The 25,891-nt window shown below is 75.6% G+C and carries 19 protein-coding genes and 2 pseudogenes; 7 read left to right on the top strand and 14 right to left on the bottom strand.

The features are described 5' to 3' along the window. The 10 genes and pseudogenes from AB0C99_RS11215 to AB0C99_RS11170 all read right to left on the bottom strand — a co-directional run. Positions 1-100, bottom strand: a pseudogene (locus AB0C99_RS11215) (TetR family transcriptional regulator); the annotation flags it as partial. After that, entirely contained in the window at positions 97-1,683 is a 1,587-nt protein-coding gene (locus AB0C99_RS11210; protein WP_362472731.1) for an ATP-dependent DNA ligase, read from the bottom strand. The gene AB0C99_RS11210 and the pseudogene AB0C99_RS11215, both read right to left, overlap by 4 nt. Before the next feature lie 432 nt (positions 1,684-2,115). Beyond that, the gene (locus AB0C99_RS11205) at positions 2,116-3,051 is read right to left on the bottom strand and encodes a DUF6397 family protein (RefSeq protein WP_362472753.1); all 936 of its coding nucleotides are present in this window, start codon (positions 3,049-3,051) and stop codon (positions 2,116-2,118) included. A gap of 144 nt (positions 3,052-3,195) precedes the next feature. Further along, a pseudogene (locus AB0C99_RS11200) lies at positions 3,196-3,357 on the bottom strand (DUF6397 family protein); the annotation flags it as partial. A gap of 60 nt (positions 3,358-3,417) precedes the next feature. After that, positions 3,418-3,840 carry a roadblock/LC7 domain-containing protein gene (locus AB0C99_RS11195; protein WP_362472728.1) on the bottom strand — a complete coding sequence of 141 codons (423 nt, stop codon included), beginning with the start codon at positions 3,838-3,840 and terminating at the stop codon, positions 3,418-3,420. 127 nt (positions 3,841-3,967) lie between these two features. After that, complete coding sequence (locus AB0C99_RS11190) at positions 3,968-4,582, bottom strand: ATP/GTP-binding protein (protein WP_362472725.1); 615 nt, start codon at positions 4,580-4,582, stop codon at positions 3,968-3,970. Continuing rightward, a complete protein-coding gene (locus AB0C99_RS11185; protein WP_362472722.1) occupies positions 4,563-4,979 on the bottom strand; it encodes a DUF742 domain-containing protein in 417 nt (138 codons plus the stop codon). The genes AB0C99_RS11190 and AB0C99_RS11185 overlap by 20 nt, the downstream gene beginning before the upstream one ends. Positions 4,980-4,991: 12 nt before the next feature. Next, positions 4,992-5,426, bottom strand: a complete 435-nt coding sequence (locus AB0C99_RS11180; protein WP_362472719.1) for a roadblock/LC7 domain-containing protein — start codon at positions 5,424-5,426, stop codon at positions 4,992-4,994. Further along, on the bottom strand, positions 5,423-8,224 hold the full coding sequence (locus tag AB0C99_RS11175) for a nitrate- and nitrite sensing domain-containing protein (protein ID WP_362472716.1): 2,802 nt from the start codon (positions 8,222-8,224) through the stop codon (positions 5,423-5,425). Before AB0C99_RS11175 ends, AB0C99_RS11180 begins: the two co-directional genes overlap by 4 nt. A 440-nt stretch (positions 8,225-8,664) precedes the next feature. Continuing rightward, a complete protein-coding gene (locus tag AB0C99_RS11170) occupies positions 8,665-9,564 on the bottom strand; it encodes an MHYT domain-containing protein (protein ID WP_362472713.1) in 900 nt (299 codons plus the stop codon). 184 nt (positions 9,565-9,748) lie between these two features. Here AB0C99_RS11170 and AB0C99_RS11165 point away from each other — a divergent pair, with 184 nt between their 5' ends. From AB0C99_RS11165 to AB0C99_RS11145, 5 genes are all read left to right on the top strand, one after another. After that, positions 9,749-10,351, top strand: a complete 603-nt coding sequence (locus tag AB0C99_RS11165; protein WP_362472710.1) for a methyltransferase domain-containing protein — start codon at positions 9,749-9,751, stop codon at positions 10,349-10,351. Between the two features lie 126 nt (positions 10,352-10,477). After that, positions 10,478-12,646, top strand: a complete 2,169-nt coding sequence (locus AB0C99_RS11160) for a reprolysin-like metallopeptidase (protein WP_362472707.1) — start codon at positions 10,478-10,480, stop codon at positions 12,644-12,646. Between the two features lie 142 nt (positions 12,647-12,788). Next, a complete protein-coding gene (locus AB0C99_RS11155) occupies positions 12,789-13,628 on the top strand; it encodes a hypothetical protein (protein ID WP_362472704.1) in 840 nt (279 codons plus the stop codon). Positions 13,629-13,817: 189 nt separating this feature from the next. Continuing rightward, complete coding sequence (locus tag AB0C99_RS11150; RefSeq protein WP_362472701.1) at positions 13,818-15,272, top strand: tannase/feruloyl esterase family alpha/beta hydrolase; 1,455 nt, start codon at positions 13,818-13,820, stop codon at positions 15,270-15,272. 114 nt (positions 15,273-15,386) lie between these two features. Further along, on the top strand, positions 15,387-16,322 hold the full coding sequence (locus AB0C99_RS11145; protein ID WP_362472698.1) for a MurR/RpiR family transcriptional regulator: 936 nt from the start codon (positions 15,387-15,389) through the stop codon (positions 16,320-16,322). A gap of 279 nt (positions 16,323-16,601) precedes the next feature. Here the strand turns inward: AB0C99_RS11145 and AB0C99_RS11140 are convergent, their stop codons facing one another. The 3 genes from AB0C99_RS11140 to AB0C99_RS11130 form a co-directional block, all read right to left on the bottom strand. Then, complete coding sequence (locus AB0C99_RS11140; RefSeq protein WP_362472695.1) at positions 16,602-18,209, bottom strand: phospholipase; 1,608 nt, start codon at positions 18,207-18,209, stop codon at positions 16,602-16,604. 151 nt (positions 18,210-18,360) lie between these two features. Further along, on the bottom strand, positions 18,361-18,894 hold the full coding sequence (locus tag AB0C99_RS11135) for an MOSC domain-containing protein (protein WP_362472692.1): 534 nt from the start codon (positions 18,892-18,894) through the stop codon (positions 18,361-18,363). Positions 18,895-19,011: 117 nt separating this feature from the next. Then, positions 19,012-20,118 carry an acyl-CoA desaturase gene (locus AB0C99_RS11130; protein WP_362472689.1) on the bottom strand — a complete coding sequence of 369 codons (1,107 nt, stop codon included), beginning with the start codon at positions 20,116-20,118 and terminating at the stop codon, positions 19,012-19,014. 359 nt (positions 20,119-20,477) lie between these two features. Between AB0C99_RS11130 and AB0C99_RS11125 the strand changes: the two genes are divergently transcribed. Both AB0C99_RS11125 and AB0C99_RS11120 read left to right on the top strand, forming a co-directional pair. Continuing rightward, a complete protein-coding gene (locus AB0C99_RS11125; protein WP_362472750.1) occupies positions 20,478-23,459 on the top strand; it encodes a DEAD/DEAH box helicase in 2,982 nt (993 codons plus the stop codon). Continuing rightward, positions 23,456-24,886 (top strand): SWF or SNF family helicase, encoded by a 1,431-nt coding sequence (locus AB0C99_RS11120; RefSeq protein ID WP_362472686.1) that lies wholly within the window; start codon positions 23,456-23,458, stop codon positions 24,884-24,886. The genes AB0C99_RS11125 and AB0C99_RS11120 overlap by 4 nt, the downstream gene beginning before the upstream one ends. A 76-nt stretch (positions 24,887-24,962) precedes the next feature. On the opposite strand, the gene AB0C99_RS11115 is transcribed toward AB0C99_RS11120, so the two are convergent. After that, positions 24,963-25,742 (bottom strand): hypothetical protein, encoded by a 780-nt coding sequence (locus AB0C99_RS11115; protein WP_362472683.1) that lies wholly within the window; start codon positions 25,740-25,742, stop codon positions 24,963-24,965. Positions 25,743-25,891: the final 149 nt, after the last annotated feature.

Here is a 25,891-nt window from a genome sequence, read left to right as displayed (position 1 = left end):
ATTTGACGACCTCGCGGACGAGGTCGGCGCGCTCGGGGAAGTTGCGGTAGAGCGTGGCGTTTCCGACACCAGCGCGGCGCGCGACCTCGTCGAGCCTCAGCCGCCTCCGTCCCCGTCCCCGTCCCCGTCCCCGCCCCCGTCCCCGGCGAGCATCCGCTCGACCGTGTCGGCCTCGGCCGCGCTCTTGTCCGGGCGGTGCCGCACCACCCGGGCGAAGCGCAGGGTCACCCCGGCCGGGTAGCGGGTCGAGCGCTGGAGGCCGTCGTAGGCGACCTCCACGACGAACTCGGGCCGCACCCGCACCGTGAACCCGTCGTCCGACAGGGCCAGTTCACCGAGCCGCTCGGTCTGCCGCCGCAGCATCTCGTCCGTGAGCCCCTTGAACGTCTTGCCGAGCATCACGAACGAGCCGTCGGCGGCCCGCGCGCCCAGGTGCAGGTTCGAGAGCAGCCCGGTGCGCCGCCCGTGCCCCCACTCGGCGGCCAGCACCACCAGGTCCAGGGTGTGCACCGGCTTCACCTTCAGCCAGCTCCGCCCGCGCCGCCCGGCCACGTAGGGCGCGTCGAGCGCCTTCACCAGGACCCCCTCGTGGCCCCGCGCGAGCGTCTCCCGGAAGAACCGCTCGGCCGCCTCGGCCGCGCCGGGCTCCGCCGGGTCGGCGACCACCCTGCGCCGCACCCGCGCGGACTCCGGCAGCAGCCGCGCCAGGACCTCGTGCCGCTCCTCGCCCGGCAGGTCCACGAGGACCCGGCCGTCCGCCGCGAGCACGTCGAAGAACACCGGCGACAGCGGCAGCGCGGCCCGCGCGCCCGCCACGTCGACGCGGGACCCGACCCGCGAGGCGATGTCCTGGAACGGCACCGGCCGCCCCGTCCCCGGATCGACCGCGATGACCTCGCCGTCCAGGACGAGCCCGTCGCCGGGCACCGCCAGGGCCACGGCGACGACCTCGGGGAGCCGGTCGGTGATGTCGTCGAGCGAACGGGTGTACACCCGGACCCGGTCGCCCAGGCGGTGCACCTGGATCCGGATGCCGTCCAGCTTCTCCTCCACGACACAGGGCCCCAGCGCCGCCACGGCCTCCGCGACACCGCCCGCGGTGTGCGCCAGCATCGGCTGCACCGGGCTGCCGACCCGCAGGGTGAACGCGGCCAGCGCCGCCGCCCCCTCGGCGAGCACCGCCCGCGCGACCCTCGGCAGCGAGCCCTCCAGCATCACGGCCCGCCGCAGCTCCTCCGGCGCCACCTCCGCCGCCCTCGCGACGCCCTCCAGGGCGACGGCGTCGAGGGCGCCCTGGCGCACCTCACCGGACAGCAGCCGGAGCAGGAACTCCTGCTCGGCCAAGGTCGCCGCGGCCATCAGCCCTCCCACCAGCTCCTCGCGCCGCGCCCGCGCGCCCGCACCGGAGACGGCGGCGAGCCGGGTCATGGCCTCGTCGGTGCCGGCGAGGGTGAGCGTCGGCCGGGCGGCGGGCTCCACGGCCGGCGGGACGACGTGGCGGAGCACGCTCCAGCCCACGCCGATCCGTCCCTGGGGCAGCCGCCCGGACAGATACGCGATGACCAGCGGGCTCTCCTCGGGGTCCGCCTCCGCGAACAGCCCGGCCAACAGGGCGGTCTTCCCCGACCGCGCCGAGGTGGCCGCGACCTGCCCCGACACCTCCGCGACCCGGGCCAGCAACATGCGCCCATCCTGCCCGCGCCCCGAGCACACTGCACCCCGGGCCTTCCGGGCCCGGCTCGGGGCGGGGCTCGGCCCGGCTCCATCCGCCCCGGCTCCTCCGGCTCAGCCCCGGCCCGCTCTGGCCCAGTCCGGCTTGGCTCGGTCGGGCTCGGCCCGACTCAGCCCGGCCCGGCTTGGCCCGGCTTGGCCCGGCCCGGCCCGGCTTGGCCCGGTCCAGCTCGGCTCGGCCCGGCTCCGTCCGGACCGGCTCCGTCCGGCTCCGTCCGGCTCGGCTCGGCTCGGCTCGCTCCGGCTCGGTCAGGCTCGGTACGGCTCGGCTCGGTCATGCTCGGCCCGGTCTGGCCCGGTCCAGCTCGGCTCGGCCCGACTCGATCCGGCTCGATCCGGCTCGGCGCGGCTCGACCCGGCTCCGTCCAACTCGGCCCGGCTAAATCAGCTCTCGTCGCGCACCGCCTCCCCGCGCCGCCGCAGCCGGTCGAGCAGGCCGCGCCGGACCCGCCTCCCGGGCGGCCGGACGGGCCCCGCCGCCCTCCCGGGCGCGGGCCCAATCGGGACCGGGACCCTCCGGGCCGCCCCGTCCGGGGCTGCCCCGGACACCTCGCGTGCCGGGGCCGACCAGGGCTCACCGACCGGCACCGGGGCAGCCGCCCACCACGACGGCGTCCCGCCCGAACGCTCCCCCGGAAGCTCCCCGCGCGGGTCCGGTCCCGGGGCCTGGCGGTCGGCGCGGGCCTCGTCCAGGGCGAGGGCCAGGCTCATCCGGTGCCACAGGATCTCGTCGGGGTCGTCGGCGAGCATCAACCGGTCGGCGACCTCCCGGGCGGTCGGGCCGGCCGGCCGCCAGGCGGGCGGCGCGGGCTGCAGCCGCTCCAGATAGGCCCGCTCCCACGGATCGTCGACCACCTCGGCCAGGTCGAGCGGAGCGAGCAGCGAGGCGATCGCCGCCGTGCGCACCCAGGGATCGTCGCTCGCCCGCAGCAGCGAACCGAGCCGCCGCGCCCGCCAGTTGCGCGGGCGCCAGTCCACGCTGCCGTCGGCCTCGGAGCGCACGTCGACGGGGAGGCGGCCGGTGAGCAGGCCCGGGTGGCTGCGGGCGAACTCGCAGAGCTCCGCGGCCGGGTAGAGCCAGACGACGGCCCGGTAGCGATTGACGTAGAAGCGCAGCGGGCTGAAGTGGCCCGTGCGCGCGAGCCGGGCGAAGCGGTGCGGGGTGACCCCGATGAGCCGGGCGCCCTCCGCCGAGCCGACGACCCGGACTCGCTCCCGCAGGCCCTCGGGGAAGTCCGGGGAAGCCCTGAGGCGTTCGATCTCGCTCCGCCGCACGCGGCCGCGCTCCTCACCGCGCCCGGATCGGACTCCTCCAGGCACGACGCCGTCGGGCGCAACGCCTCCGGTCCCGACCGCCCCAGCCTCCCCGGGCGCGCCGAACTCACCAGGTCCGTCAGGTCCGTCAGGCACGTCAGCCCCTTCGGACCCGCCGGGTCCCTCCCGTCCTCCGGGCCCGCCCCGGGCCCCGGGCGGCACCGTCCGGACGATGCCGAGCTGGACGGCGAGCTGGAACTCGTCGCGCCGCAGTCCCAGCTCCTCCGCCGCCCGTCCCGGCGCCACCGTCGGCGGGTCTTCCTCCCCCGTACGCGTGCGGTCCGGTCCGGTCGTGCGTCCCTGTGTGGTCATGGGCTCGGCCCTCCCCCGTGAGTCGTGAACACTCTCGGTGATGACCGTAACCCTTCGTGACTATCCTCCGCTCGACCTGTGGATAACTTCGCCGCCGGGCTGCCGCGCCGCCACGCCGAGGTGTTCGCCGACCCGGTTGACCAGCAGCGTCATCTCGTAGGCGACCAGGCCGACATCGGCCTCCGCCGCGCTCAGGACACACAGGCAGCTTCCCTCGCCGGCGGCCGTCACGAACAGCAGTGCCTCGTCGAACTCGACCATCGTCTGGCGTGGCCGGCCCGCGTTGAAGTGCCGCCCGGACCCCCGGGCGAGGCTGTGCAGACCGGAGGAGACCGCGGCGAGGTGCTCCGCGTCCTCCCTGGCCAGTCCGCTGCTCGAACCGGTCACCAGACCGTCGTTCGACAGCACCAGCGCGTGCTGTATGGAATCGACCCGGCCGGTCAGGTCGTCGAGCAGCCAGTCGAGTCCTCGGTCCAACGCCATCGTGTGGTCCTCCCCCTGTTGACGCGTGTCTCCGGTCAGCCTTACGCACTGTCGTGGACAGGGCAAGCACCCGTCGCCACCTGCGCGCCGTGCGCCCCCCGAGCGCGCCCCGAGCGCGCCCCGGCGCTCAGCCCACCGAGTCCAGGAGCCGCGCCGCGTGCATCCGTCCGGCGTACTCGACCAGGCGGATCAGCACCTCCTTGCCGGAGTCGCGGTCGCGGGCGTCGCACAGCACCACGGGAGTGCCGCGGTCGAGGTCCAGGGCCCGCGACACGTCGTGCGCGCCGTATGTCCGGGCGCCCGGGAAGCAGTTGACGGCGACGACGAAGGGAATCCCCCGGTGCTCGAAGTAGTCGACGGCGGGGAAACAGTCCTCCAGGCGCCGGGTGTCGGCGAGCACGACCGCGCCGAGCGCGCCCTGCGCGAGCTCGTCCCACAGGAACCAGAAGCGGTCCTGGCCCGGCGTGCCGAAGAGGTACAGGGCGAGCCCGGAGCGGATGGTGATGCGGCCGAAGTCCATGGCGACGGTCGTGGTCGTCTTCTGGGCGACGCCCCCGGTGTCGTCCACCGACTCCCCGGCACGGCTGAGCAGTTCCTCCGTCCGCAGCGGCCGGATCTCGCTCACCGCGCCGACGAGGGTGGTCTTGCCGACGCCGAACCCTCCGGCGACCAGGATCTTCAGCGCGAGGGCGGTGGCGTCCACGCCGCCCTCGGGGGTGCTCTCAGAGCGCTCGTAGGCCATCGATTACTTCCCTCAGGATGCGTTCATCAGGGAGCTGGGCGGGCGGTACGGGCCTGCTGACCCGCACGAATCCCGCTTCGAGGAGGTCGCCGAGGAGCACCCGCACGACGCCGACGGGGAGGTCGGCGTCGGCCGCGAGTTCGGCGACCGACTGGGTCTCGGCCCGGCACAGGGCGAGCAGGGACCGGTGTTCGGGGCCGAGCAGGGACTCCTCGGCCCCGCCCGGCGGTCCGTCGTCGACGACGACGAGCGCGATGAGGTCGAACCGCACGTTGCTCGGTCCCGGCCGGGTGCGCCCGCCGGTCAGGGCGTACGGGCGGACGAGGGGTCCGGCCTCCGCGTCGTACCACTGACTGCCCGGCCCGGTCGGGAGCGGTCCGGTGCTGTCCTCGTTCATGGGGTTCTCCGGTCAGCCGGCGGCCGGCGGGGTCGCGGCGAGCCGCGGCGGAGTGTGCAGGTGTTCGCCGACCCGCTTCACCAGGCGGGCCATCTCGTAGGCGATGAGGCCGATGTCGGCGTGGACGGAGCTGAGCACGGCCAGGCAGGAGCCGTCCCCGGCGGCGGCCACGAAGAGGAAGCCGTCGTCCATCTCGACCATGGTCTGGCGCACCCCGCCGGTGTGGAACTGCCGCCCGGCGCCCTTGGCGAGGCTGTGGAAGCCGGAGGCGATGGCCGCGAGGTGCTCGGCGTCCTCGCGGCTGAGTCCGCTGGAGGCGCCCACGGCGAGGCCGTCGTTGGAGAGCACGACGGTGTGGCGGACCTCCCGGACGCGGGTGACGAGGTCGTCGAGGAGCCAGTCGAGTTCGCCGGAGCGGTGGTGGCCCGTCCTCCCGTGGTCGATCATGCGTCGTCTCCTTCACTGCCGGGGGCGCTGGTGGCGGGCCGGCCGTGGCGGCCGTGGCCCAGGGGGCGTCTGCTGTCGAACGGGGTGCCGTGGGCGGGGGTCCCCGGGGCGGGGCCGCCGCCGCGCCGCCAGCCGTCGCGGTAGGCGGTCATCCGGTCCCTGACCTGCTCGGGAGTGCGCTCGGCCGGATCCCGCGCGGGGTCCGTTCCGGGGTACGTGTACGGGGCGGGGGCGGGGGTCTCACGCAGCTGCGGGACGAGGCTGGCCTGGCGGATCCGCCGGGGCAGTTCGGCATCCGGCTCCGCGATGTCCGGGTCCGGGGCACCACCGCCCCTGCCCGGCGCGCCCGGGTCGAGGGCACCGCCGCCCGGGCCCGGGACACCCTGGTCCCGGGCACCGGGTCCGGCGTGCTCGGGCGGTCCTCCGTGGGCGGCGTCGGACGGCTGCGACGGGCGGGACGGCTCGGTGACCGGCGGCGACGGCAGGACCGTGGCGGCGCGCGGCGGTGGCGGGGCGTTCAGTGGGCGGGGGCGCGGGCGGATGGCGGTCACTCCGGCGGGCGGCGGCTCCTGCCCGGACGGGGCGCCCGCCGTGCGCGGGGGTTCCTGGCCGGCCCGGGCGTCGCCTGTACGCGACGGTTCCTGGCCGACCCCGGCCTCGCCCGTACATGCCCCGGCATCGCCCGCACACGCCCCGGCCTCGCCCGCACGCGGCTTCCGCAGCCCGTCCCGCGCCTCCCTGGGTGCGGGAAGCGCGGGAAGCCGGGCCGCGCGGGGCGCCTCGGGACCGGCGGCGTCCGGGGTCCGGGGGCTGCCGGAGCCGGGGGCGGGGCGTTCGCCGCGTACGGGTGCCTGGACGGTGTGGGCGGCGGTGGTGCCCCGCGCGGGGGCGGGTTCGTGGTCCGGGGTGGGGTCGGGGTGGCCCTGGGGGGCGCTCCGGCCGGGCGGGAGGGCGGCCTGGAGGAGGTCGGTGGGGAGCAGGACGACGGCGGTGGTGCCGCCGTACGGCGAGGTCTTCAGGTGGACCCTGATCTCGTGCCGCGCGGAGAGGCGGCTGACGACGAAGAGGCCGAGCCGGTCGCTGTCGAAGAGGTCGAGGGCCTCGGAGCGGGCGATCCTGGTGTTGGCCTCGGCGAGGCTGTCCTTGCCCATGCCGAGGCCGCGGTCCTCGATCTCCAGGGCGTAGCCGTTGCCGACGGGTTCGCCGCTGATCCGGACCTTGGTGTGGGGCGGGGAGAACTGGGCGGCGTTCTCGATGAGTTCGGCGAGCAGGTGGGTGAGGTCGGCGACGGCGCCGCCGGTGATGGCGGTCTCGGGGAGGCTGCGGACCTCGACGCGCGCGTAGTCCTCGATCTCGGAGACCGCGGCCCGTACGACGTTGGTGAGCGGCACGGGCACCCGCCAGGCGCGGCCGGGGGCGGCGCCGGACAGGATGATGAGGCTTTCGGCGTGGCGGCGCATCCGGGTCGTGAGGTGGTCGAGCCGGAAGAGGTCGCCGAGTTCGTTCGGGTCGTCGGCGCGCCGCTCCATGGTGTCGAGCAGATTGAGCTGACGGTGCACCAGGACCTGGCTGCGGCGGGCGAGGTTGACGAACACCCCGGAGATGCCTCCGGCGAGCTCCGCGCGTTCGACGGCGGCGGAGAGCGCGGCCCGGTGGACGGTGGCGAGCGCCTCTCCGACCTGGCCGATCTCGTCCTGGGGCGCGGGTCCGGGCGGCGCCTCGGCCCGGAGGTCGATCTCCTCTCCGGCGCGCAGCCGGCGCATGGCGGAGGGGAGTTTGCGGCGGGCGATCTCCAGAGCGGTGTTGCGCAGGCTGACGAGTTCGACGACGAGGCCGCGGCCGATGCGGACGGAGATGACGAGGGAGGCGGCGACGGCGGTGAGGCCGAGGAGGACGGCGGCTCCGCCCGTGCTGAAGGCGCCGCCGCCGAAGGGGTCGGACCGGTCGGCCGCGGTGCGGTGGGCGGCCGTCTCGATGCCGCTGATCCCGTCGCGTACGAAGGCGTGGGCGTCGTCCCAGTCGGCGGAGGGCGCGGCCTGGGCGGCGCGGCGGCCGGGGGCGGCGGCGCGGACGCGGTCCTCGGCGGCGGTGAGCCGCCGGTAGCTGGGCTGGTCGGTGAGCCGCTGCCAGGCGGCGCGCTGGGCCGGGGGCAGGTCGGCGGCGGCGGTCTCGGCGAGGGCCCGGCGGGCCTCGACGGCGCCGCCGAACGCGCGGAGGCGGGCGGTGTCGAGCTGCCCGGTGAGGTGGGCCTGGCCGAGGAGGGCGTCTTCGCGGGCCAGCATCTCGCCCGCGCGGGCGAGTTCGAGGAGCACGCGCGCGTCGGAGCCCGCCTGGGGGTCCTGGATGCCGGTGAGGGCGCCGCCGACGGCGAAGCCCGCGGTGATGACGGAGGTGTAGACGGTGTAGAGCTGGTCGCGGTCGGCGCGGCCTTCGGCGGCGGCGGTGCGGAGGCGGCCGAGTCCCTCGGCCCGGGTGACGAAGGCGGCGACGCGGGCGGAGACGTCCGGGGGGAGGGTGCCGGTGTCGCCGACGGTGTGCCGGGGGTCGAGGCGGAGCCGGGCGACGGCGGCGTCGGTCCGCGCGATCCCGTCCTTGAGCTCGGCGGCGCGGCCCGCGCCGGGGGCCGCCGCCTGGCGCAGGGCGGTGCGGCGTTCGTCCTGGAGGGCGGTGACGGCGGCGGTGACGGGCCTGCGGACGTCGTCGTCGACGGACTGGACCAGCCGGAGCCGGGCGATGTCCTGGGCGGTGGTGACGGTGGCGAAGCCCCACAGGGCGAGGAGGGAGACGACCGGGACCATGAGCAGGGAGACGATCTTCGCGCGGACGGTTCGGGGCCGCAGGCGGACGGTACGGGGCCGCGGCCCGCGCGCGGGGCCGCGGGCCGCCGTCTCCGCGCCGCCCCGTCCTCCCGTCCCGCCGCGTCCCGTCCCGCCGCCTGCCGTCTCGCCGCCTCCGGCCGCGTCGCGTCCGGCCTCGCCGCGCCCGGGCTCGTCGGCGGGTCGGCCGGCGTGCGCGCGGCGCCCGCGAGCCGTGGCGGCGGACGGGCCAGACCGATCGGACAGGCCAGGCGGGCCAGGCGGGCCGGACAGGGGCGGGCTCGCGGTGTCCGGTGTCCTGCGGGGAGTTCGCATGGCCTCCTCGTTCCTTGGTTCACGGCCGCCCGGTAAGGGGCGGTCCGCCTGGTGCTCGGGGCTTACGGCGCGGGCGACCGCGCACCTGGTTTCCGGAGGGGCGCCGCTCAGGCGGTCACCTGGCGCGGACCGGCCGGGGCGTCGTCCACCGGGCCCGACGGATAGGTGCGCGGCGGCGCGCTGGGGCGGGCGGCCGGGGGCTCGGGGCGGAAGCCGGGGGGTGCGACGTCGACCGCGCGGTCGTCGGGTTCGGTGAGGCGGCCCGCGGAGGCGTAGGCGGCGCGCTCGCCGGCCGTGGGGGAGAGGGCGACGAAGGCGGAGGTGATGAAGAGGTAGGAGCCGAGGCCGACGGCGAGCGGGAAGATGAACTGCATGACGGAGGCGCCGGGGAGGGGCGCGGCGGAGGGGGTGACCTCGACGCTGACGGCGGTCATGCCGGTGTAGTGCATGCTGCTGACCGCCGCGCCCATGACGAGGGAGGCGAGGGCCACGGCCGCGGGCGCGTGGATGTGCAGGGCCGCCCACAGGGCCGCCGTGGCGGCGACGACCGCGATGACGACGGAGAGGGCGACGAGCAGCGGGTCGTAGTGGACCCGGCCGTGCAGCCGGAGGGCCGCCATGCCCATGTAGTGCATGCTCGCCACGCCGAGGCCGGTGGTGAGGCCGCCGATGAGGAGCGAGCGGCGGCTGTCACGGCCGTAGCCGACGGCGAAGACGCCGGTGCCGACGACGAGCATGGCGACGAGCAGGCTGAGCAGGGTGAGCGGGACGTCGTAGCGGATGTCCGTGCCGGTCACGCCGAAGCCGAGCATGGCGACGAAGTGCATCGTCCAGATGCCGGTGCCGAGGGCGGAGGCGGCGGTGAGCAGCCAGTTGCGCCGGGAGCGGCCGGTCGCGTCGAGGGCGCGTACGGTGCAGCGCAGGCCGAGGGCGGCGCCGATGCAGGCCATCGCGTACGACAGCGCGGGTGTCAGCCAGCCGTAGGTGGCGTGGTCCAGGTGTCCCATGACTCAGGGACGCTAGTGCGCCCCCGGGGGCGCATCAGGGGCGCATTTCGAAAGCTGATGGAATATGACAGAGAGATGTTCCCGAACGATCACGGCCGACTCGAACGTGCACACAGAACGTTCACTCGTCCGAGTCGGAACCTCACACCTGTGGGTGAGGACCCGATCCGCGATCATGGAGCACATGAGCGATGACCCCACACAGGTACGAGAGTTCTTCGGCGTCCGCGCCGCCGACTGGGACTCCCGGTTCCCCGACGACGGGCCCGCCTACGCGGCGGCCGTGGCCGAGCTGGGACTGCGCGCGGGCGACGCGGTCCTCGACGCGGGCTGCGGCACCGGCCGCGCGCTGCCGCCGCTGCGGGCCGCGGTCGGGCCGACGGGCAGCGTGCTCGGCGCGGACCTGACGCCCGAGATGCTCGACGAGGCGGTACGGGCCGGCCGCGGGGAGGCCGCCGCGCTGCTCCTCGCGGACGTGGCCCGGCTGCCGCTGCGGTCCGGCGCGCTCGACGCCGTGTTCGGGGCGGGGCTGATCTCGCACCTCGCCGATCCGGTGGGCGATCTGCGGGAGCTGGCCCGGGTGGTACGGCCCGGCGGGCGGCTCGCGCTCTTCCACCCGATCGGCCGCGCCGCCCTCGCCGCCCGGCACGGCCGCCGGATCACCCCGGACGATCTGCGGGCCGAGCCCAACCTCCGTACGGTACTGGCCGATTCGGGCTGGGACCTGACGAGCTACGTGGACGAGGACACCCGCTACCTGGCGCTCGCGGTACGCCGTACGGAGTGACTGACGGAGTGACTGTGCGGGCGATCCGGTGATCGTACTAATGCCGTGAGGAAGCCATCTGACGATCCGACAGCACGGGCCCGGCCGGCACGACGGCCGGGCCACAGGACGGCAGGAAGGCGACAGATGGCCCGCAACAGATGGACGGGCGGCGCGGCACTCGGGGCGATGGTGCTCGGGGCCACCGCGATCACCGGCTTCGCACCTCCCTCGGACGGGGCGGAACAGGACGGTCCGGCCGCGGCGCGGGACCGGGAGGTCCGGGCGGCCGTCGCCGGGGGCGTGTTCGAGCGCGGCCCGTCCGACCACGACCACGCCGCCCCTCGGGGCGGGGCGCGCACCGGCACCACCCCCGAGGACGCCGACGCGGGCGAGGACTTCGGCGCGGACTACGTGCGCCACCGGGTCGCCCGGGTGATCCCGGCCGCGCTCGCCCCGGTCTGCGGCAGCGCCTACGGGCAGAAGGTGACCTTCCCGCTCTTCGACGGCCTGACCGTGCAGGCGGTCGAGACCAAGCGGAGCACCGTCGGCTCGATCCTCGTCTGGCACGGCACCGTCTCCGGCACCACCGACCAGGACGTGGTCCTCACCCTGGAGGGCGGCTGCGACCGGCGGCCGGGGAACGAGGTCCTCAGCGCCCAGTTCATGCTGGGCGGCGACCTGTACGCGGTGGAGCCGCTGGCCAAGGGGCGGGTGCTGATCACCCAGACCACCCCGCTCACCGACGAGGACGAGCCCGTCGTCCCCCTCCCGCCCGCCACCCGGCCCGTGACCGGCGCGCGGCCCGCCCAGGCCACGGCGCTCGCGGGCGCGGTCCTCTCCTCCGGGGAGGCCGCCCGCGCGGCCGCCGCCTGCAAGGGCGGCAAGGGCTACGCCCTGGTCGACGTCCTCGTCGGCTACACCCCCGGCGCGCGCACCGAGGCGGGCGGGGACGCGCAGATCAGGGCCGCCGCCGCGCGGGGCATCGCGCTCACCAACGAGGCGTTCGCCGAGAGCGGGGTGAGGACCCGGGTGCGGCTCGTCGGCACCGCGCTGGCCAGCGTGTCCGCCGCCCAGGACGGCGTCACCGGCTCGCTGCTCTCCGCCGTCGCCACGGCGAACGACGGCGTGGCCGACAACCTGCCGCAGCTGCGCGACCAGTACGGCGCCGACCTGGTGTCCGTCATCGCGGCGGGCCGCGCGGCCGGCGGCCTCGGCTACACGCCGCCCAACCCCGGCCCCTCCACCGCCGCCTGGGGCTACTCGGTGGTCGGCCAGAGCGCCATCCCCCGCTTCTCGATGGGCCACGAGATCGGGCACAACCTGAGCGCGGACCACGACCGGGTGACCCAGCCGGTCCAGCCCGAGAACGGCGCCACCGGCTACTTCCCGCCGAAGGGCGAGTGGTCCTCCGTGATGGCGTACGAGTCGAGCTGCCGCAAGGCCACCAAGGGACCGTGCACCCGGATCAACCGCTTCAGCAACCCCAAGCAGTCCTACCGCGGTCTGCCGCTCGGCGTCCCGATCGGCAAGCCCGACTCGGCCGACAGCACCGACGTGCTGAGCCGCACCGGCAAGGCCGTCGCCGCCTACCGCGCGGCCAAGACCTCCGACGCGCTGTGCGCGGTGACCGCCTCGGTCGCGCCCAAGGGCGCCGGCACGGTCACGGCCGGCACCCCCGGCCCGTACCCGCAGGGCACCAGCTCCACGTACAACGCGGCGGCGAACAAGGGGTACGTCTTCTCCGGCTGGAAGCTCGACGGCAAGGCCGCCAAGGGCGGCGCCACCGGGTTCCGCGCGCCGGCCGGGGACCACACCCTGGTCGCCGAGTTCAAGAAGGGCACGGCACCCACCTCCAAGGTCACCACCAAGAGCTCCGGCAGCGGCACGGTGAAGAAGGCCCCGGCCAAGCGGGCCGAACTGGAGGGCGTCGACCTGCTCTACGAGGCCGTCCCGGCGCCCGGCTGGGACTTCGCGGGCTGGGTGCTCGACGGCTCGAACGCGGGTGACGAGGACGTCATCGGGGTCGACGTCGGCGCGGACGACATGCGGCTCACCGCGCTGTTCGAGCAGAGGCGGCACAAGCTCACGGTGATCGAGCAGGGCCGCGGCACCGTCGAACTGTCCCAGGAAGGCCCCTACTCGGACGGCGACACGGTCACGGCCACCGCGACCCCGGCCCCCGGCTTCGTCTTCAAGGACTGGCTGCTCGACGGGGAGCCGTACGGCGGCGACGAGGACCGCTCGAAGGGCGAGACGGCCGTGCTCTTCGAGGAGGAGAGCCACACCCTGACGGCCGTCTTCGAGCGCGGCTGACCCCCGCCCCGCTCCCGCGGCCCCGCCGGGACGGCAGTCCCGCGGGGCCGCGGCGCCGTGCCTCTCGACGCGCAGGTTACTCACTGGTTAGGGTGCGCCGACGACCAGCGACGACCTGAGACGACCAGATGGGGAGGCTGCCGTGGGCGGTCCGGAATCCGTGGTGCCCGGCGCGGCCGACGGCGACGACGACGCGCTGTTCGTGCTGACGGCGGCGCTGCTCACACCGGCGTCGTTCCCGACCGTGCTCGGCGACGACTACCCGGCCGCCTGCGCTTCCTTCGGCCTCGAACCGTACGCGGAGGGGTACGGGCTCGTCTTCGGGCAGGACGGCGCCGGCGCCCGGTGGACGGTGATCGTGGACGACGTCTCGCTCGTCGCGGTGGCCATCTCCACCTGGGACATCGGGGTGCCGTACGACCTCTCCCCCGGCGAGGACTCGGTCGTCTCGGCGCTGCCCGGCTGGCCGCTCCCGGTCGCCACGGCCGCGCCGGGGGTCCCGGCACCCCACGACCCCGCACCGGAGGAGGGCTCCCCGGCGACGCTCGCCCCGCCGGACGAGACGGGGTGGGGACCCGCCCAGCGGCGGCTCGGCGCGGACATGGTGGCCCTCCAGTGGGAGGAGTGGCGGGGACGGATGGAAGGAATCGGGGGCGAGGATGGGGACGGGGGCAGCGACACCGGAGCCGGACCGGGGTCCGGCTCCGGCGGGCCCCACCTCGGCGTGCGCCGGGCGCTCGTCGAGCTCGGCTCCTACCTGGAGCAGGCGCCGCCCGTCGGGCGGGTCCGGTCCAGCTTCGCCGGGGGCGGCGCGCGGACGCTGCGGGCCGACGGCCCCGGCTGGTCGCTGGTCGCGCGGACCGGCGACATGGCCTTCGTCCTCCTCGACACCGAACCGAACGAGGTGCTCCCGGTGACCTCGGGCCCCAAGCTGCCCGCGCTGCTGGAGGCGCTGGACGCGATGGCGGTCCGGCCCGCCTAGCCGCCGCCCGGCCCCGGAGCCACATGGCGGCGGGGGCCGAGGTGTGGCGCGGGCCCATGGCCGGGCGATCGGCGCGCCGCGCAGGATGTGGCGGCGCGCCGAGGTGTACGCCGACGCACCGGAGGCGCGCCCCGGCGCCGCACCGGCGGCCGGGCGCCCCCCGTACCGTCGTCCCACCGGAGGCCCGTCATGCGCCCGATCCGAGGCGTTCCGCTGCTCGCCGCACTCCTGGCCGGGGTGACCGTCCTCGGCCCCGCGGCCCCCGCCGGGGCGGAGGTCCCCGGGCACTGCGCCCGGCAGGACCGGCTGGACGTGCCGGGGGCGGAGCGGCAGGAGTCGGAGTGTCTGGCCGATCTGACGACCGCGGGCCTCGCGGGCACGCCGTACACCGACCTGGCGGACCAAGCGGGGCTCTCGGCGAAGGGGACGCGCAACCCGTCCGGTGTCCCGGGGGTGCAGATCGACGGCTACTTCCCCGACGACTCGCGGTCGAACGCGACCCACGGCTGGGCGCACGACGCGCAGTTCGTGATCCGGCTGCCCGACCGCTGGAACGGCGGCCTGGTCGTCACCGGCGCGCCCGGGACCCGGCGCCAGTACTCCACGGACACGCTGGTCTCCGACCAGGTCCTGGCCCAGGGCTTCGCCTACGCGTCGACCGACAAGGGCAACACGGGCGCGGACTTCTTCACCGACGGGCGGGAGCCGGGCGACGCGGTCGCCGAGTGGAACCGCCGGGTCACCGAGCTGACGCGGGCCGCGAAGCGGGCGGTCCGGCAGCGCTACGGCCAGGTGCCGCGCCGCACGTACATGACGGGCATCTCCAACGGCGGCTACCTGACCCGCTGGCAGCTGGAGAACCGGCCCGAGCTGTACGACGGCGGCGTCGACTGGGAGGGCGTGCTCTGGACCACCCGCGGCCCCAACCTCCTCACCAGCCTCCCGGTCACCGTGGCCCGCACCTTCGGCACGGCCACGGACGACGACCTGCTCCGGGCCGGCTTCGCGCCGGGCTCGCGCTTTCTGTGGCCGTACCACGAGAAGGCGTACTGGGGGCTGACGCAGAAGATGTTCCGGGCCGAGTTCGACCCCTCGTACGACCCGAAGTGCCCCGGCGCGACGGCCGGGACGACCGTCCCGGAGATCCTCGCCCCGTGCGCCTCCGACGCCTCGTACGACTACCTGTCCCGGCCCGCCTCGGTGCGCCGCGCGGTCGCCAAGGTGGCGCTGACCGGCCGGATCGGCAAGCCGCTGATCACCCTGCACGGCGACCTGGACACGCTGCTGCCGCTCGCCACCGACTCGGCGGTGTACGCGCGGATGATCGACGACCGGGGCCGGGGCGCGCTGCACCGCTTCTACACGGTGCGCGACGGCACCCACACGGACGGCCTCTACGACAGCTATCCGGACAGGCTGCGGCCGATCCTGCCCTGCTACCGCTCGGCCTTCACCGCGCTGACCCGCTGGGTCGAGCGGGGCGCGACCCCGCCCGCCGACCACGTGATCGCGCGGCCGGCCGGGGGCGACCCGGTCAACTCGTGTTCCGTGACGGACCGCGTGGCGGGCTCCGCGACGGCCACCGTCACGGGGGCTGTGCCGGACCCCGCCGCCGGGGCCCCCGCGCGCGTCGCGGCCCGGTAGCGGCTCGCCCGCCCCGCCCCGCAGGGCCCGCTCCGCCCCGTACGCCGTGATGATCATCCGCCGTCGGGGCGTGGGCTATGTTGGAACCCGAGCGACGCGAGAGGGAGGCCGCCGGTGTCATCGGGGCAGCAGGCACGTGCGCAGGCGGCCGCGATCACGCCCGGGTCCACCCCGCCGGACCAGGAGCGGCCGCCCGCCGAGCGGCTGCTGGCGCTCTTCGACGGGCGTCGCCTCTCCCCCGGTCAGCGCCGGATCGCCCAGTACCTCGTCGACCACCTGACCGAGGCCGCGTTCCTCTCCATCACCGAGCTCGCCGAGCGGGTCGGGGTGAGCCAGCCCTCCGTGACCCGGTTCGCGGTCTCCCTCGGCTTCAGCGGCTATCCCGCGCTGCGTGACGTGCTCCAGCCCATCGCGCTGAGCGCGGTGGCCGGCACCCCGGGCACCCCCGGCCCCGCCGACCCGCGCGAGCAGCTCCGGCAGAACGGGCTCCAGGCGGCCGTCGACGCCGAGATCGAGAACCTGGAGAGCGTCCGCCGCCTCCTCGCCGACACCCACCAGGTCCTGGAGATCGGCCGCGAGCTGGCGGGTTCGGTGCCGCTGACCGTGCTGGGGCTGCGGATCTCGGCGTCGCTCGCGGAGTACTTCGCGTACGCGGCGCGCCGCATCCACCCCGACGTGCGGCTGGTGACGCGCGGCGGCAGCGTGGCGTACGACGCGCTGCTCCAGGCGCGGGCGGCCGGCGGCACGTGCGTGCTGGCCTTCGCGATGCCGCGGCACGCGCACGAGAGCCTGGCCGCGCTGCGGGCCGCGCGCGCCGCGGGGCTGCGCGTGGTGCTGATCACCGACCCCACGGTCGGCCCGCTGGTGGAGGAGGCCGACGTGGTGCTGACGGCGGGCACCGGGTCGCGGCTGGTCTTCGACTCGTACGCGGCGCCGGGGATGCTCTCGGCCGCGCTGCTCCAGGCGATGGCGGACGCCGACCCGGAGCGCACCCAGGCCCGGCTCGAACAGTACGAGCAGGCCGCCGACCAGCACGGCTTCTTCCTTTAGAGCGGTGTCCGGGCAAACCCGCCGAGCCGCATGAAACTTTTCATACCCTTGCGTACTCGACAGTAAATATATTTACTGACTTTCCGGTGTTCCGGATCCCTCGGGAGCCAGGGAGGACGACCCCATGTCCTCGTCGGATCAGCCACCCGCCGCGTAGCACCTCCTCGCCGCGCGGCCGGGTGAGGTTCAGGCTCGTGGATCCCCGCGGAACACCCGTGGCGGCCTCGGCCAACCCCCCCCCTGGGCCGAGGCCGCCTCCCTACGCCCCCGGTCGCGACGTCACGCCTGGCAGACGCCGCGCGCGTAGTCGTACGTGGCGGTGGCCCGCGAGTACGTCCACTGCGGGGCCAGCAGGCCGTCCGCGAGCTGACGGGCGGCGGCGGGGCTCTCGATCACGTAGCCGAAGTCCTGGAGCCAGGACGGGTAGAGGTTCTTCGAGCCGATGTAGAAGGCCGCGTCGTCGACCGAGACCAGCTTGTGGTGCTGTGCGTACGGCTTGCCGTCGGCCCAGGTCGGCCGGTCGGAGGCGCGGAAGGACGCCAACTGGAGGTTCCGGCACATCGCCGTCCTGGCCCTGCCGTCGTCGCCGGTCAGCGCCTTGAGGCGGCTGCGCAGGATGTCGCTGACCTCGTTCAGGGACGTGATCTGGGAGTAGCCGCCGCTGCCGACGGCGCCTCGGTTGGCCGGATCGCTGACGACGATGCGGACCTTCACCCCCGCGGCCAGCTTGGCGGCGAGGGTGTCGTACAGCCGGATGTCGTAGCGGGGCAGCAGCGGGCAGAAGGCGTTCAGGTCCTGCTGCGAGATCTCGACGTGCTCGCTCGCGCTCGCCACCAGCGCGCGCAGGGCGCTCTCCTCCGGGTTGACCGTGTCGTAGTCCCGGTCGGCGTTGGTGTGGTCGCGCCCCGTCAGGCCGCACTTGGCGGCGGAGGCGTCGGGCAGCACGGGCGCGAACGGCGAGCTCGGGTCGCTCTGCCGGATCCCGACGCCGAGGCCGCCCACCGCGATCGCGGGCACGTCGCCCGCCCGTGCCGGGGCGGCGGTGCGGGGCAGGGTGGGCAGGCAGCCCGCGCCGTTGGAGGAGGCGAACCAGACGCTGCTCCAACTGCCCTTGTTGCGGCAGGTCCAGTCCCACAGGGTGTCGAGATAGCGGCCGGCCGAGCCCGCCGCCGGGCCGGACAGGGCGAGGTCGACGTCGTTCACCGGGTGGGCGGTGTCGAGGTAGTCGTCCTTCCAGCTGTTGATGCCGCCGGTGATGACCGACTCGCCGTCCACGACGACCAGTTTCGAGTGGTTCCAGGAGAAACCGGTCTTGGAGGTCGTCATCGAGGCGACGTTGAGGGTGACGCTCGCGGCGTCCGCGCCGAGCCTGGTCACCAGCTCGTCGCGGTACGAGGAGGGGATCACGTTGGCGTGGTAGACGGGCGCGGCGCCGACCAGGATCCGCACCTGGAGCCGGTTGCCCTTCCGTACCGCGTCCTTCAGGCCCGCCACGACGGCGTCCTGGAAACCGCCGTTCGGGAACGGGGCCAGGGTGGATATGTCGACGCTCTGCCGGGCGCCCGCGATGTCCTCGCGCACCTTCTCCAGCAGGCGCCGGGAGCCCGGCCGGTCGGCGCAGGACGGGTCGCCCCAGCAACCGGGCGTCTGGAGCAGCCAGTCGGAGCCGCCGGGGGTGGAGGCGCCCAGACGGTTGCCGGAGGTGCGCTCCCATACGGAGCCCTCAAGCCCCGGGGAGACCTCCCGCAGCACCCGCTCGACGGCGTCGAGGCGCGGGGTGGCGGCGGGGGCCGGGGACTCCGCCGCCACTGCCGGGACGACCGGCAGCAGGGCGAAAGACAGGGCGAGGGCCGCCGTACGAACGGTGGGGGCGGTGGTGCGGACCAATGTGGTTCCTTGCGATGTGGGGAGTGGCACAGGCCGGAGGGCGCCGCTCCGCGACGCCCTCGGCCTTGATCAACTCGCGCAAGTTACCAGCCCGTAGCCTGTGGTTCACCCGAACCGGTCGGAATCCGGCCATCCGGGAAACCGGCGCCGATCAGACCTTTTCCAGGGGCCGGTGCGGCTCCGCGGGCAACTCCACGCGGATCGCGTCGCCGGGCCGCACCTCGCCGCCTACCAGGACGACCGACATGATCCCCGCCTTGCGCACGATCCGGCCCTCCTCGTCCCGGCCGAGGACCTGCTTCAGCAGCCCGTGCCGGTAGTTGTCGATCTGCGCGCACGGATTGCGCAGTCCGGTGACCTCCACGACCGCCTCGGCGCCCAGGTGCAGCCGGGTGCCGGTCGGCAGGCCGAGCAGATCGAGCCCCCGGGTGGTGACGTTCTCCCCCAGGGCGCCCGGCGCCACGTCGAAGCCGGCCGGCGCCACGTCTTCGAAGAGCTCCGCGTGGATCAGGTGCACCTGGCGCAGATTGGGCACGGTCGGGTCCTTGGCCACCCGCGAGCGGTGCTTCACGGTGACGCCCGCGTGCACGTCGCCCTCCACCCCCAGACCGGCGAGGAGCGTGATGCTCTCCCGGTTGGGCTTGGTGAACGAGTAGACCCCGTTGCTGCTGACCGCGGTGACCACGGCTTCCCCACTGCCACCCGCGCCACTCATGCCGCTCACGCCACTCGTATCGCTCGTACCGCTCGTACCGCCCATGACCTGGAGCTCCCCTCTGCCCTGTTGTCGTGCGCCCCGACCCTATGCGACGCCGCCCCCGGCCCGGAGGGGTGCTCCCACCTCGTGGAGGTGGCCGAGAGCCTGCCGGTACGAGTCGACGAAGCCGGTCTCCGTGTACGGGATGCCGAGCGCCGCGCAGTGGGCGCGCACCGCCCCCTGGGCGAGGCGCAGGTGCGGGCGCGGCATGCTCGGGAAGAGGTGGTGCTCGACCTGGTAGTTGAGGCCGCCGAGGAACCAGTCGGTGAGCGCCCCGCCCCGGATGTTGCGGGAGGTCAGCACCTGGCGGCGCAGGTGGCCCCACGAGTCGCCGTCCGGGTGGGCGTCGGGCATCTCCATCCCCTTGTGGTTGGGGGCGAAGGCCATGCCCAGGTGCACGCCGAGCAGCATCTGGTGGACGAGGGCGAAGACGAGGGCCTGGAGCGGGGTCAGCAGCGTCAGGAGCAGGGCCGCGTAGCCGACGAAGTGGGCGAGGAGCAGTCCGCCCTCGACGAGCCGCTCGCGGCGGTTGCGGCAGGGGCCGTCCTCGGCGAGCAGCGCCTGGACCCCGTACACCTTCAGCGCGATGCCCTCCAGGGTGGTCAGCGGGAAGAAGAGCCACGCCTGGTGGCGGGTGAGCCAGCCGCGCAGTCCGGCGCGCCCGCCGGTCTGGTGGGCGGCGAAGACGAGGATGTCGGCGGCGACGTCGGGGTCCTTGTCGAGGTGGTTCGGGTTCGCGTGGTGGCGGTTGTGCTTGTCGTTCCACCACTCTCGACTCATGCCCAACAGCAGGTTGGCGTGGACGAGTTGGATCGCCCTGCCGAGCCCGCGCCGGTCGGTGATCTGGGCGTGTCCGGCGTCGTGGCCGACGAAGGCGACACGCGCGGAGAGCACGGCGAGCGGCAGCGCGAGGAACAGGGCCCACCAGGACGAGCCGATGAGCACGAGGCCGGCGACGACGGCGGCGATGCCGAGGAGGTTGACGAGGATGCCGCGGGCGTACCAGCCGGGGCGGCGCTCCAGGAGCCCCTGCTCCTTGACGGTACGGAGCAGGGGGGCGAACTCGCTGCCGCCGCCCTTGCCGTGGCGGCGGGCGGGGCGCGGTTCGGGTGCCGCTGCGGGAGCGGCGAGCGTCGCGGTGGCCTGGGGCATGGCGGGCTCCGGAGTCCGTGGGAGGGGGGCGCCGCGCGAGTCGCGGCGACTGAGGGAAACGTATGGATCGGCGGTGGTGCCGGGCCATGACGGCACCACCCGGGCACGCTCGGGGGGCGCCCCTGGGGCGGGGGGTGGGGCCTTCCCCACCCCCGAGGTTCGGAGTGATCGGGATCACAGGCCGAAGGGGCGCATGCGGGGGCGGATTCAGGTACCCTCGGCCGCTCGACCTTAAGTAGTCAAATTTGAGGAATGCGTTGTCGCTGTCGCCGTCGTCCTCGTCTCCGTCTTCTCCGTCCCCTTCGACATCCGGTCTTCCCGTCCCTTCTCCCGAGCTCGGACGCTGTTCCGCCGTCTTCCTGCCCGCCGATCCGCCGCGGGCCGGCCGGGTCGCCTTCTGGGCACCGGAGTTCACCCCGCCGGCCGGCGCCGGCACGGAGCTGACCGTCGTCGGTGACGACGTGCTGCCGCGGACCGTGCCCGCGCTGCTCCTTCCCGTACGGGAGGCCCTGCCGGTTCTCGCACGGGCTCGGTCCGCCGACGACGCCTCCCCCGCGAGCGCCTTCTGGGGCGCGGCGGCCCTGTTCTCCCTCGACCTGGTCGCCCGTGGGCTGCTGCTGCCGGGGCTGACGGCAGGGGACCACGACGCGTGGCGGGTCGGGCCGCTCGGCCCCGAGGAGCTGGCCGCGCTGCGCGACCTCGCCGCCTCCATGCCGCCCGCCGCCCACGCCGTACCGCTCGCCGCCGGGGCCGAAGGCTCGGTGTCGGAGGCGGAATCGGAATCGGAGTCGGAGTCGGAATCGGAGTCGGAGTCGGAGTCGGACGCTGGAGAGTCGCTGTTCCTCCCCGAACAGGAGGGGCTGCTGCGGGCGTTCGCCGACGCCGTCGCCGACGTGCTGCCGCGCACCCCGGCCGCGCCGCTGGCCGCGGGCGGTCCCGCCTTCGCCGCCGACGAGCGGCGGGCGCCGCGTGAACTGCCCGAACTCCGCGGCTGGGCCGCGGACGTGGCGGCCGGTCACGACGCGGGCGTACGGCTGTCGCTGCGCCTTGAACTCGTCGGTGTCGGAGGGGACGTCGACGGCATCGGGGGCGTCGGCGGCGGCAGTGGGCTCGACGGGATCGGCGGGGGCTCTCCCGGCCCGTCCTTCCGCGCCGTCCTGCAGATGCACGCCGTCGCCGATCCGTCCCTCGTCGCCGACGCGGCCGAGGTGTGGGCCGGGACCTCCCCGGCGGGCGGGTCGTTCGGGCCCCGGGCCCGGATGGACGCGCTCCTCGCGCTGCGGCGGGCCGCGCGCGCCTGGCCCGCGCTGTCCCCGCTGCTCTCGGCGGCCGTGCCCGACACAGTCGAGCTCGCCGACGAGGAGGTCACCGAGCTGCTCGGGCCCGCCGCGCGCGCCCTCGCGGCGACCGGGGTCCGCGTCCACTGGCCGCGCGAGCTCGCGCACCGGCTGACCGCCCGCGCGGTCATCGGACCGCCCGGCGCGTCGCCCGACGGACGCGAGGAAGCCGTCGGCACGGACAGGAAGGGCGATCGGAGCGGGCGGGACCGGGGGGACGGAATGCCCTCGTTCCTGTCGGCCGACGCCCTGCTCTCCTTCGACTGGCGCTTCGCGGTGGGCGACGAGGAGCTCACCCGCGCGGAGCTCGACCGGATCGCCGAGGCCGGCCGGCCGCTGGTGCGGCTCCGCGACCAGTGGGTCCTGGTGGACCCCGAAGAGCTGCGGCGCGCCCGCGGCTACCAGGACCGGAAGCTGACGCCCGTCGACGCGCTGGGCGCCGTCCTCACCGGTACCGCCGAGATCGGGGGCCGTCAGGTCGAGGTCGAGGCGACCGGCTGGGTGGCCCGGCTGCGGGCCCGGCTCGCCGACCCGGAGGGCGGCGGACAGGAGGGCGGGGGGCAGGAGCTCGCGCAGCCCGCCGCGCTGGCCGCGACCCTGCGCGACTACCAGTTGCGCGGCCTGGGCTGGCTCGACCGGATGACCTCGCTCGGGCTCGGCGGCTGTCTCGCCGACGACATGGGGCTGGGCAAGACGATCACGCTGATCGCCCTCCACCTGCACCGGCAGACCGCCCCGGAGACCGCCGGGCCCACCCTCGTGGTGTGCCCGACCTCGCTGATGGGCAACTGGCAGCGCGAGATCGAGAAGTTCGCGCCCGGCACGCCGGTGCGCCGCTTCCACGGTCCGGCGCGCGAGCTGGAGGGGCTCGCCGACGGCGAGTTCGTCCTCACCACGTACGGCACGATGCGGCTCGACGCGCCGCGGCTCGCCGGGCGTTCCTGGGGCCTGGTCGTCGCCGACGAGGCCCAGCACGTGAAGAACCCGTACTCGGCCACCGCCCGCGCGCTGCGGACGGTCCCCGGCCGGGCGCGGGTGGCGCTCTCGGGCACGCCGGTGGAGAACAACCTCTCCGAGCTGTGGGCGATCCTCGACTGGACGACACCGGGACTGCTCGGCGGCCTCGGCGCGTTCCGCTCCCGGTACGCCGCGGCCGTCGAGGGCCGGCGCGATCCGGCGGCGGCGGAACGGCTCGCCGCGCTGGTGCGCCCGTTCCTGCTGCGGCGCCGCAAGTCCGACCCGGGGATCGCGCCCGAGCTGCCGCCGAAGACGGAGACCGACCGGGCGGTGGCCCTGACGAAGGAGCAGGCGGGTCTCTACGAGGCCGTCGTGCGCGAGACGCTGGCCGCGATCGCCGAGGCCGACGGCATGGAGCGGCGCGGCCTGGTGGTCAAGCTGCTGACCGAGCTCAAGCAGATCTGCAACCACCCGGCGCAGTACCTCAAGGAGGAGGACCCGCGGGTGGAGGGCCGCTCGGGCAAGCTGGAACTGCTCGACGAGCTCCTGGACACGATCCTGGCGGAGGGCTCCGGCGTCCTCGTCTTCACGCAGTACGTGCGGATGGCGCGGCTGCTGGAGGCGCACCTGGCCGGGCGCGGCGTGGCCACCATGTTCCTGCACGGCGGCACGCCGGTGGCCGAGCGGGAGGCGATGGTCGCGCGGTTCCAGGACGGCGAGGTGCCGGTGTTCCTGCTGTCGCTGAAGGCGGCGGGCACGGGCCTCAACCTGACCCGGGCCGGGCACGTCGTGCACTACGACCGCTGGTGGAACCCGGCGGTGGAGGCGCAGGCCACGGACCGCGCGTACCGGATCGGGCAGACCCAGCCGGTGCAGGTGCACCGGCTGATCGCCGAGGGGACGATCGAGGACCGGATCGCGGACATGCTGGAGCGCAAGCGCGAACTGGCCGACGCCGTGCTGGGCGGCGGCGAGGCGGCGCTGACGGAACTGACCGACGGGGAGCTGGCCGAGCTGGTACGGCTGCGCGGGGAGGACGGACGATGAGCGAGTACGGGGACGGGTACGGGGACGAGTCCCGGGACGAGTCCGTTGACGAGCGGACGTTCGCGGCGCTGCCGCCGGTGCGGGGCTCGGTGTTCGCCCGGACCTGGTGGGGCCGGGAGTGGCTGCGGGCGCTGGAGGACACGGCGCTCGACGGGCAGCAGCTGAAGCAGGGGCGGCGGCACGCGCGGGCCGGGGCGGTCGGCGCGGTGTCGGTGCGGCCGGGCCGGCTGACGGCCGTGGTGCGGGACCCCGACGGCATGGCGTACCGCGCCGACGTGCTGCTCCAGGAACTGTCGGCGGCGAAGTGGGACCGGCTGCTCGACCTGGCGGTGGACAGCGCGGGGCACATCGCGGCGCTCCTGGACCGGGAGCTGCCGCCGCACCTGGTGGAGGACGCGGCGGCGAACGGGCTCGAACTGCTGCCGGGCATCGGCGACTTGGAGCCGGAGTGCGGCTGCGGCGCCTGGGACCACTGCCCGCACACGGCGGCGCTGTGCTACCAGGTGGCGCGGCTGCTCGACGAGGACCCGTTCGTGTTGCTGCTGATGCGGGGGCGCGGGGAGCGGGAGCTGCTGGACGCGCTCCAGGAGCGCAGCGCGGCGCGGGCCGCGGGCGCGGCGGCGCCGGAGGAGGGCGCGGGCGGGGCGGGTGGGACTCACGGGTCCTGCCAGCCTGACGAGTCCGCCGACTCGGCCGCGGCGGGCCGGTCGGGCGTCCCCGGCGTGTCGGGCGGGTCGGGCGTGTCGGGTGCTCCCGGGGTGCCGGGCGGCGCGTCGGGTGGCGTGTCGGCGGCGGAGGCGTTCGCGGCGGGCGCGATCCTGCCGCCGCTGCCCGCCCCACCGGTGCCGTTCGCGGCGCCGGGCGAGCCGCCGTCGCTGGACACCGAGACCGGGCCGGGGCCCGGGGTCGACCCGGCGGCGCTGGAGTTCCTGGCGGCGGACGCGGCGGACCGGGCGCGGCGGATGCTCGCGGGCACGCTCGACGACACGCCGCTGTCGCCGTCGCAGGACGCGGTGCGGCTCGCCGCGGGCGCGCCGGTGGCGTGGATCGCGGTACGGCTCGCCGAGGGCTCGGACCGGGACCGGGGCGGGCTCGAACGGGCCGTACGGGCCTGGCGGTTCGGCGGCGCGGCGGCGCTCGCGGTACTGGAGGAGGAGACGGAGCCGACGCCCGAGGCGCTGGTGCGGGCGCGGACCCGGCTGGCGGAGGCGTGGGAGGAGGGCGAGCGGCCGGTGCTGCGACCGGCGGGGGCGGCGCGCTGGACCGTCGACGGCACGGGCGCCCAGCTCCGGCTCGGCGCGGACGGCCGCTGGTGGCCGTACCGCGAGGAGAGCGGCCACTGGACACCGGCCGGCCCGGCGGAGCACGACCCGGCGGCCGCGCTCGCGACGGTGACGGCTGCGGCGACGGCGCCTCCGGCGCCCTGACGGGCCCCGGCCCGAGTGGGCCGGGCGCGCCGTCACCCCGGCGGCGCGGTCAGCCCGTCCCCGGCGCGCCCCGCCGTCACTGAAGGGGCGCGGTGAGCCGGCGCCCCGTGTCGGAGGGGGCGGCGAGGCTGCAGACCACGGCGTCGTCGCCGAGCAGATAACTGGTGCGGTACGGGTACTGGACGAAGGTCGTCCAGCGGGTGCCGAGCGGCTGGTCGGCGGCCTTGCGGCGGAGCAGCGCCCGGCACAGCTCGGCGGCGGCGTCCCGGACGGCCCGGTCGTCGGCGTACCGGCCGGTGAGCCGCAGCCGGGCGACGACCTCGGCGTCGTGCGGCGTGTCGCAGGCGCGGCGGACGACGGTGCCGGGCGCGTCGCGGTCGATGTCGAAGCAGGCGCCGGTGTGCAGCCGGTCGTACGGGGTGCCCGTGGGCGCGGCCGTGCGGTGCGTGTCCGGCTGCGGCGTCCTGCTGGCGGTGGCCGGGGCCGTGGGCGTGACGGCGGGCGCGGCGGGGGCGGTGCGGATCTGGCGCGGTTTCGGCGCCCGGGTCGGTTCCGGGGTGCGGGAGGGCCGCTGCGAGGGGCTCGCGCCGCGCGTGGAGGGCCCCCGGCCGGGCGTGTCGTACGGCGTGTCGGACCGGCCTCCGGCGGGTCCCGCGTCCGGGGGCGGCGCGGTGCCCGCCGCGGCGCGCGTGGGGCCGGTGGCGCGCGGCGGGCGCGCGTCGGAGCCGCCGCGGGCGGTGAGGGCGACCGAGAGGAACAGGACCGCGGCCAGCGCCAGGACCAGCAGGGCGCCGGCGCCCGGCCGCCGAGGGGGCCGGGCGCCGCGGGACGGGGATGCCGTCGGCGGGTGGAGCATAGGGAACAGGTTCACCCGGCGTCGCCCATGTGGCGAGCGATATCCGTGACTTGGGCACCGCTCGTACAGAACCGTGACAATCCCGCTGCTGGGGCGAGACCCCGATCACGGGCGGAGGAGCACGGAAGGGACATCCCGGGCGGGTTGGC

This window comes from Streptomyces sp. NPDC048659 (assembly GCF_040650575.1).
Taxonomy (GTDB): domain Bacteria; phylum Actinomycetota; class Actinomycetes; order Streptomycetales; family Streptomycetaceae; genus Streptomyces.
Note: the sequence above shows the minus strand (reverse complement) of the source record. Positions and strands in the feature narration are given on the sequence as shown.

Excerpts from the sequence above, each read along its gene's own strand:
- AB0C99_RS11210 (WP_362472731.1), bottom strand. The coding sequence starts at position 1,683 with ATGTTGCTGGCCCGGGTCGCGGAGGTGTCGGGGCAGGTCGCGGCCACC.
- AB0C99_RS11195 (WP_362472728.1), bottom strand. The coding sequence starts at position 3,840 with ATGGCGTTGGACCGAGGACTCGACTGGCTGCTCGACGACCTGACCGGC.
- AB0C99_RS11190 (WP_362472725.1), bottom strand. The coding sequence starts at position 4,582 with ATGGCCTACGAGCGCTCTGAGAGCACCCCCGAGGGCGGCGTGGACGCC.
- AB0C99_RS11185 (WP_362472722.1), bottom strand. The coding sequence starts at position 4,979 with ATGAACGAGGACAGCACCGGACCGCTCCCGACCGGGCCGGGCAGTCAG.
- AB0C99_RS11180 (WP_362472719.1), bottom strand. The coding sequence starts at position 5,426 with ATGATCGACCACGGGAGGACGGGCCACCACCGCTCCGGCGAACTCGAC.
- AB0C99_RS11175 (WP_362472716.1), bottom strand. The coding sequence starts at position 8,224 with ATGGTCCCGGTCGTCTCCCTCCTCGCCCTGTGGGGCTTCGCCACCGTC.
- AB0C99_RS11170 (WP_362472713.1), bottom strand. The coding sequence starts at position 9,564 with ATGGGACACCTGGACCACGCCACCTACGGCTGGCTGACACCCGCGCTG.
- AB0C99_RS11165 (WP_362472710.1), top strand. The coding sequence starts at position 9,749 with ATGAGCGATGACCCCACACAGGTACGAGAGTTCTTCGGCGTCCGCGCC.
- AB0C99_RS11160 (WP_362472707.1), top strand. The coding sequence starts at position 10,478 with ATGGCCCGCAACAGATGGACGGGCGGCGCGGCACTCGGGGCGATGGTG.
- AB0C99_RS11150 (WP_362472701.1), top strand. The coding sequence starts at position 13,818 with ATGCGCCCGATCCGAGGCGTTCCGCTGCTCGCCGCACTCCTGGCCGGG.
- AB0C99_RS11130 (WP_362472689.1), bottom strand. The coding sequence starts at position 20,118 with ATGCCCCAGGCCACCGCGACGCTCGCCGCTCCCGCAGCGGCACCCGAA.
- AB0C99_RS11120 (WP_362472686.1), top strand. The coding sequence starts at position 23,456 with ATGAGCGAGTACGGGGACGGGTACGGGGACGAGTCCCGGGACGAGTCC.
- AB0C99_RS11115 (WP_362472683.1), bottom strand. The coding sequence starts at position 25,742 with ATGCTCCACCCGCCGACGGCATCCCCGTCCCGCGGCGCCCGGCCCCCT.